This is a genomic window from Sulfurovum sp. (assembly GCF_041551015.1).
Taxonomy (GTDB): domain Bacteria; phylum Campylobacterota; class Campylobacteria; order Campylobacterales; family Sulfurovaceae; genus Sulfurovum.
Map to the genome: position 1 here is coordinate 1 of NZ_JBFENQ010000091.1, position 7,254 is coordinate 7,254.

Consider the following 7,254-nt stretch of genomic DNA (forward strand, 5'->3'; position numbering starts at 1 on the left):
ATACTCATTTAAGTATAGGGTAAATTTCGATAAAATAATAGACAAATGTAAAACAGAAAATGTATATAAAGGATATAGATGATTTTTATCGATGAGATCGTAGCAACAGAGGTTATGGATAGTAGAGGAAACCCTACCGTAAGAGCAACTGTAAGCTTAAGTGACGGTACAGTTGAAAGTGCCATTGTTCCTAGTGGGGCGAGTACAGGTAAACGTGAAGCATTAGAACTTCGTGATGGCGGAGACAGATACATGGGTAAAGGTGTGCTTCAGGCATGTGAAAATGTAAATGGACCTATCTGTGATGCTCTTGTGGGACTTAGCCCTTTTAATCAGGCGGAAGTTGATCTTATAATGAAAGAGGTAGATGGTACTGAGAATTATGGAAACCTAGGTGCAAATGCAGTACTTGGTGTTTCTATGGCGGTAGCACGGGCTGCTGCAAAAAGTATGGGTATGCCTCTTTACCGTTATCTTGGCGGGGCTAATGCAGTTGTGATGCCTGTACCGATGCTTAACATCATTAATGGCGGGGAACATGCGAATAACTCTGTAGACTTTCAAGAGTACATGGTAATGCCAATAGGTTTTGATAGATTTTCAGAAGGTCTGAGAGCATGTGCTGAAGTGTATCATAACCTTAAAAAGATCATTGATGATATGGGTGAAAGTACTGCGGTTGGAGATGAGGGTGGTTTTGCACCAAATCTTAAAAGCAATGAAGAACCTATCCAGGTTATCATGCAGGCGATCGAAAAAGCAGGTTATAAACCTGGTGAGCAGATCGCTATTGCACTTGATGTTGCTGCAAGTGAGCTTATCAATGATGCGGGCCTTTATGTATTGAAATCAGAAAATAGAGAGATCACAAGTTCTGAACTTACGGCATATTATGCTGATATGTGTGCAAAATATCCTATTGTTTCTATCGAAGATGGTTTGAGTGAAGATGATTGGGCAGGATGGAAAGAGTTGACGGAAGTACTTGGGGATAAAGTACAACTTGTAGGTGATGACCTTTTTGTTACCAATGTGTCTATCTTGGCAGAGGGGATTGAAAAAGATATTGCAAACTCTATCTTGATCAAACCAAATCAGATAGGAACTGTTTCGGAAACGATGCAAACTGTACGTCTTGCACAAAGAAGCGGGTATACTTGTGTGATGTCTCACCGCTCAGGAGAGAGTGAAGATACTTTCATCGCAGACTTTGCCGTGGCATTGAATACCGGTGAGATCAAAACGGGTTCGACAGCAAGAAGTGATAGAATCGCTAAATATAACAGACTACTTGAGATCGAAGCGGAGCTTGGGCAGTTTGAGTATTTGGGTGCATCAATTTTTACAAAGTAAATGAAGGTATAATATATGGCAGATGCGAGAGAAGAAGGTAGTATAGCCGGTCTGTCACTAAAAACGTTTTTGGTGACGGCACTAGGCATCCTTCTCTTTGGCATCTATGTCGGCGTTTTGGTCTATGGGGAGAACTCACTAACTGTTTTGAATCAGTTAAAAGAGAAGAAACAAGGCTTGTCTCTTGAAGAGAAAATATTAAAAGTAGAAAATCAAAGACTTCAAAAAGAGTATTTTGAATTAAAACAGTTAGAACCTAAGGAGTAAAGTATGAAAAAGTATCTATGGGCAGTAATGGCGGTATTATTTATGAGTGCAAATGCATCAGGTTTTAGAGATATTGATAAATCAACTCATTCATTTCTTTCAGACCTGAGAGAAGCGGCAGGATCTGATGATGATTTATTAGATGATGAGGAAGAAGCCAAAGAGGATGCAATTGATGCTCCTGAAGCTGCAGAGGAAGAAGAGTCTTCTGATGTTCTTGAACCTACTGCGACAGAAGAAAAAGAATCTGAAGATGATAGAGCAGAGGCTATCCGTAAAAAAGCCATGGAAGATGCTAAGAAAAAAGAAGAGGCCCAAAAATTAGAAGCAGCAAAAAAAGCTGAAGAGGCACGTATTCAAGAAGAAGCAATGTTAAAGCAAATCACTGCCAAAGAAGAAGAGTTAAAAAAAGCAAAAGCACAAGTAGAACAAGAGAAACGTGAAGTAGAAGCATACGAGAAACAAAGAGCTGAAAAGCTTGCTAAAGAAGCAGAAGAAAAAGCAGAATTAGAAAGAATAGCATCGGAAGCTAGAGCAGCAGAAGCAGCATTAGCCGAAAAAGAAGCTGCTGCAAAAAAAACTGCAAGTGCAACTAATGTTGTAGATATTGATGTTGCTGCAGAAGAAAAAGCAGCAAAAGATGCAGCAGATATGGCATACTGGGAAGCAGTACAAGAGATGAGAAGGGCAGAGTAACCTTTCCTTCTCTTTTAATTCTGTGGCTTTTCTTTTGTACGGTGTTTGTTCGCTTGTAACATTTTAATAATAGTCATAGAGATCAAAATTTCAAAAATACTGGCTAAGATAAGTTGATAGTACGTCAAAAGGTCTAATAGCTTTGTGTCATACCCAATTGTTGCAACGGCAACAAGTAAGGTTAATGGCATAGAGAGTGAAAGTGCTATAAGTAAAGCATCCTTTGATCCACCACTAATCCCCCTTAATACAATCGCAGCAAATAATCTGGAAACAATCATTAATACTGTAATAAGCAGTGCTCCGGAAACAACACCTTCTAGAGGAAGTGCCTTCAGATCAAATGATGCTCCGACATGAATAAAGAAGAGGGGAACCAAAAAACCAAACCCAAGACTGGACATTTTTTCTTCAAGTTCTTTTTCATGATGAAAGAATGCAGAGATAGCTATCCCTGCGATAAATGCACCCAATGCAACTTCTAACTCTAATGACAACATCACAGCGATCAAGATAAAGAAGAGGGCCATAGAGAGACGTATATCTTGTGCAGAAGTGTCCAGTTTTGGGACCAAAGTACTTTTTAGTTCTGGATACCACCAAAAAAGTAGATTGAACATTTTGTAGAGTATGTATATCACGAAGATAAACAGGAGCAGGTAGCTAATTTTCAAAATAAGTTCTATAGGTGATCCCGTAGTAATGGAAGCATCAAAGACAGTAAGTGCTGCAATACTTAAGATCTCCCCCAATACACCTGCGATAAAGGCTAAGCGTATCCATGATTCTTCTTTTCCGTATACTTTAGATAAAGAGGCCAGTAATCCTATGGATATAAGTGGCATAGAGATAATGACAATGGCATGAAGATCAAAGATAAAACCAAATATGATAGAAAAGACAACCATGAAGAATAGGAATAGCATCGATCTTTGTATCACTATTTTAGGGCTTTTTGTAATCTGTTTTAAGTCTACTTCCATCCCTGCTAAAAACATGAGATAGAGGAAACCGACCTCTGCAATAAGTGTAAAGTATTGGCTATGTCCAACTAATCCAAGATAGGCAACAATAGATCCTAAGATGATCTCTACCGGGGGGATAGGCAAACGTAAAAATTTAGCAACAAAGGGGCTACCCCATATCAATAGTGACAGTGTGAGTATCAGGATGATATTAGTGTGTATCACAGCTTGTCGCTACCTCATAACCTAATGTGTTGAGCATTTCTTTGTCTTTACTTGCTTCGATACCTTGTGTGGTTAAATAGTTCCCTATCACCATGGCATTTGCTCCAGATTCAAACATAAGATTTTCTTTTCCGTTAAACAAAAGTTCACGTCCTCCTGCCACCATAAGAAGCCTATTTTCTCCTAACAGGCTACGCGCCTTTTTGATGATAGCTACAGCTTCATCCAGTTCTATGTTTCTGGTTTTTATAGGCAGTGCAGGGTTAGGGTGATAAAAGTTTAGAGGTGTTGACTCTGGGGATAGAGATGCGATAGCATCAAGAAGTGAGTCTCTATCTTCTTTCGTTTCTCCCATACCAAAGATACCGCCTGAACAAAGTGCCAAGCCTACTGATTTTACATTTTCGCAGGTCTCATAGCGTTCACTCCATGCATGTGTTTGACAGATCTCTGCATAATAACGTTCAGAAGTTTCAAGGTTGTGATTATAACTGTCGATACCATGCTGTTGCAGATAGAGGAGTTGTTCTTTAGTGGCGGTACCATTGCATGCGATAAGGTTAAGGTCTTTTACTTCAGCCTTCACTGCCTGTGCAGCACGTGCAACAAAATCAACTTTTTTGTCATCAAGCCCTTTCCCTGCAGTGACCAAACAATATCCTAAGGCTCCATTGGCTTTTGCCGCTTTAGCCTCTGAGACTATTTGTTCAATATTTTTGTAGTTATATCGCTGAATATCTGCATGATATCTTACACTCTGTGTACAGAATTTACAGTCTTCCTGGCAGGTACCGCTAAGGATGTTATTGATAGCGCATAAAAATATTTGTTTACTATTAGACATTATTTTGCCTCTTCTTTATGTTTACATTTAAAGCATTCATAGACATCACCACTTTTGAGGGTTTTTTTACCCATGGTGTAATCACACTCAGGACACTTTTTATCTACTGGTTCAAAATTGGCGATAAACTTACATTTTGGGTAGTTCACACAACCAAAGAATTTACCTCTTTTACCTTCTCTTTCTTGGAGCTTTCCACCACATTCCGGACAAGGAACTGTCAGCTCTTTAGCCGGTTCAAGAGACTTTGCATTTTTACATTTTGGATAAGCAGAACAGGCAAGAAATTTTCCTCTTTTAGAGTCTTTTATGACCATCGTCGAACCACATTTTTCACATTTTTCGTCTGTCTCTTCCGGCCCTTCTACTTCTGTACCATCCGTATTTTTAGTGTATTTACATTTAGGAAAGTTACTACATGCAATAAATTCACCATAGCGCCCTTTGCGCAAAAGAAGTTCAGAGTCACACTTGGGACAATTCTCTCCTGTTGGGATAGCCACTTTAAGACTTTTGATCTTTTTCTTTCCCTCTTCTACCTTTTGTAAAAAAGGTGTGTAAAATGCTTTAAGTATGGGTTGCCAGTGAGCCGTTCCTTCTGCTATCTCATCGAGAGTTTCTTCCATGTTTGAAGTAAATCCGCTGTCTACTATCTCAGGAAAGTGCTCTTCAAGCATTTCTGTGACAGTAAAGGCTATCTCTGTAGGAATGATACGTTTTTTCTCTAACTCAATGTACTTACGTGTTTGAAGTGTCGTGACAGTTGGTGCATAGGTACTTGGACGACCGATGCCCAGTGACTCCAGCTTTTTGATCAGACTGGCTTCATTGTATCGTGCCGGCGGCTCTGTAAAGTGTTGCTCTTGTTTGATCTCATCCATACTTACAGCTTGACCTTTTTCCAGCTCTGGTAAAAGTTTGTCTTTATCTCCGTGCCCCGTGACTTTGTAAAAACCATCAAAAAGAAGTTTTCTACCGCTTGCTTTGAATGTACATTTGTCTCCTTTAAAGAGGAGTGTTTGTGATTCCATTTCTGCTTCTGTCATCTGACAGGCTAAGAAACGGTTGTAGATGAGTCTGTAGAGTTTTAGTTCATCTACAGAGAGATAGTCCGCAGCAGTCTTTCCGTCAAATTCGACCATAGTCGGACGTATAGCCTCATGCGCTTCTTGTGCTCCTTTGGATTTTGTTGCATAGTTTTTCGCTTTGGCCGGCAGGTATTTGTCTCCATAGGTATTTTTAATGTAGTCCCTTGCTGACGCTACGGCCTCTTTTGCCAGGTTCAGTGAGTCGGTTCTCATATAGGTAATGACACCCATGGTTCCTTGGTCTGTTTTGACACCTTCATAGAGCTTTTGCGCCACCATCATAGTTTTCTTAGGAGAGAATCCCAGTTGAGTAGAGGCTGCTTGTTGAAGGGTTGATGTCATAAATGGTGGAGGTGTTTTAGTCTTTCTTTTGGTCTTTTCAAGTGAAGCTACGACAAATGACTCATTTTTAGCAGAAGTGACGATCTCTGTTGCATCTGCTTCAGTTTTAACAGTCAGTTTATCTATTTTAAGACCGTTATAATCATAGATAGAGGCATCGATGTCTTTTTCAAAAAGTGCATCTATAGTCCAAAACTCTTCAGGAATGAACGCTTTGATTTCACGTTCTCTGTCTACAACCAGTTTCAAGGTCGAACTTTGTACTCTACCTGCACTAAGCCCCTTTTGGATCTTACTCGCAAGCAGAGGAGAAAGTTTGTACCCTACGATACGGTCAAGCAGTCTTCTTGTCTGCTGTGCATCCACAGAGTCCATATTCACTTTACGCGGTGTTTCAAGTGCATGTTGTATAGCATTTTTAGTGATCTCATGAAAGACGATACGTGGAAGCTCTGTAGGCTCCTTGCCGATCGCTTTAGCGATGTGATACCCGATGGCCTCACCTTCACGATCCTCATCGGTTGCGATAAAGACGGTTTCGGCTTCTTTGGCAAGTTTCTTTAACTCTTTGACTGTAGGATTTGCATCTCTGGGGATGGAGTACTTAGGTACAAGATCACCCGTTTCATCATCTATAGTAATACCAAATGTACTTTTGGGTAGGTCACGGATATGCCCTTTTGAGGCAATGACTTTATAGTCTTTACTTAAGAAGCTGGTAATGGTACGCGCTTTAGCAGGCGATTCTACTATGATTAGGTTTTTCATATTTACTTACTTTATAGAGATGAATTTTTGGCATTGTAACACAAAAGAGAGTAAAAGCAAGAGAAGAGTATTTATTTTATATAAGTATAATTGAGAAAATAAGCAATAAATAAGGACTTCCATAGGTGTGTGCAATATTTGGAATTATCGGAACTTACGAGGGAGAAAAAGCTAAAAAGGCTTTTCAAACATTGGCTCATCGGGGGATAGATGCAAATTATACTTCTGTAAATGACCACAGTTTTCTTGGAGTACATCGGCTTGCTGTTACCCATGTAACGAAAACACCCACGCAAATCTACAACCACAACATGATACAGATACTTTTTAATGGCGAAATTTATAATTATGAAGTCTTGGCCGAGGAACTCCATCTTCAAGAACAAAGTGAACTAGATGTTCTATATGCTGCATATGTGAAGTGGGGAGATGATTTTGTCACACATCTACGTGGGATGTTCGCTATTGCTATCATAGAAGAATCGCAAGTAAAGTTATTTCGTGACCCTTTTGGAAAGAAACCGATTTTTTATACTTTTGATGCACAAAGATTTATCTTTGCCAGTGAGATGAAAGCCATACATTCCCTTGTGCCACTTACTTTTGATAGACAAATGATTACCCAATATTTCTCTTTCCAAACGCCTCTTTCTCCTCAGACATTTGATAGACACATTCATCAAGTAGATGCAGGAGAAATGTTAAC

General features: G+C 39.6%; 6 protein-coding genes and 1 pseudogene. 4 read left to right on the forward strand and 3 right to left on the reverse strand.

The window, feature by feature from the left end; genetic code table 11:
* Window positions 1-78: 78 nt before the first annotated feature.
* The 3 genes from eno to ABZC96_RS06870 are packed head-to-tail and all read left to right on the forward strand — an operon-like array spanning window position 79 to window position 2,316.
* Entirely contained in the window at window positions 79-1,353 is a 1,275-nt protein-coding gene (gene eno / locus ABZC96_RS06860) for a phosphopyruvate hydratase (RefSeq protein ID WP_373030013.1), read from the forward strand.
* Between the two features lie 15 nt (window positions 1,354-1,368).
* A complete protein-coding gene (locus ABZC96_RS06865) occupies window positions 1,369-1,620 on the forward strand; it encodes a hypothetical protein (protein WP_373030014.1) in 252 nt (83 codons plus the stop codon).
* Window positions 1,621-1,623: 3 nt separating this feature from the next.
* On the forward strand, window positions 1,624-2,316 hold the full coding sequence (locus ABZC96_RS06870; protein ID WP_373030015.1) for a hypothetical protein: 693 nt from the start codon (window positions 1,624-1,626) through the stop codon (window positions 2,314-2,316).
* Between the two features lie 14 nt (window positions 2,317-2,330).
* Here ABZC96_RS06870 and ABZC96_RS06875 read toward each other — a convergent pair whose 3' ends face one another.
* Genes ABZC96_RS06875 through topA form a run of 3 tightly spaced genes read right to left on the reverse strand, consistent with a single transcriptional unit; the run spans window position 2,331 to window position 6,548 of the window.
* Window positions 2,331-3,506: a cation:proton antiporter gene (locus tag ABZC96_RS06875; protein WP_373030016.1), complete on the reverse strand. Its 1,176-nt coding sequence runs from the start codon at window positions 3,504-3,506 to the stop codon at window positions 2,331-2,333.
* Window positions 3,493-4,350, reverse strand: a complete 858-nt coding sequence (locus tag ABZC96_RS06880) for a biotin synthase (protein ID WP_373030018.1) — start codon at window positions 4,348-4,350, stop codon at window positions 3,493-3,495. Before ABZC96_RS06880 ends, ABZC96_RS06875 begins: the two co-directional genes overlap by 14 nt.
* Window positions 4,350-6,548: a type I DNA topoisomerase gene (gene topA, locus ABZC96_RS06885; protein ID WP_373030019.1), complete on the reverse strand. Its 2,199-nt coding sequence runs from the start codon at window positions 6,546-6,548 to the stop codon at window positions 4,350-4,352. The genes ABZC96_RS06880 and topA overlap by 1 nt, the downstream gene beginning before the upstream one ends.
* A 125-nt stretch (window positions 6,549-6,673) precedes the next feature.
* Between topA and ABZC96_RS06890 the strand changes: the two are divergent.
* A pseudogene (locus tag ABZC96_RS06890) lies at window positions 6,674-7,254 on the forward strand (asparagine synthetase B); the annotation flags it as partial.

Coding starts and splice junctions, on each gene's coding strand:
- eno (WP_373030013.1), top strand. CDS start 79: ATGATTTTTATCGATGAGATCGTAGCAACAGAGGTTATGGATAGTAGA.
- topA (WP_373030019.1), bottom strand. CDS start 6,548: ATGAAAAACCTAATCATAGTAGAATCGCCTGCTAAAGCGCGTACCATT.
- ABZC96_RS06865 (WP_373030014.1), top strand. CDS start 1,369: ATGGCAGATGCGAGAGAAGAAGGTAGTATAGCCGGTCTGTCACTAAAA.
- ABZC96_RS06880 (WP_373030018.1), bottom strand. CDS start 4,350: ATGTCTAATAGTAAACAAATATTTTTATGCGCTATCAATAACATCCTT.
- ABZC96_RS06870 (WP_373030015.1), top strand. CDS start 1,624: ATGAAAAAGTATCTATGGGCAGTAATGGCGGTATTATTTATGAGTGCA.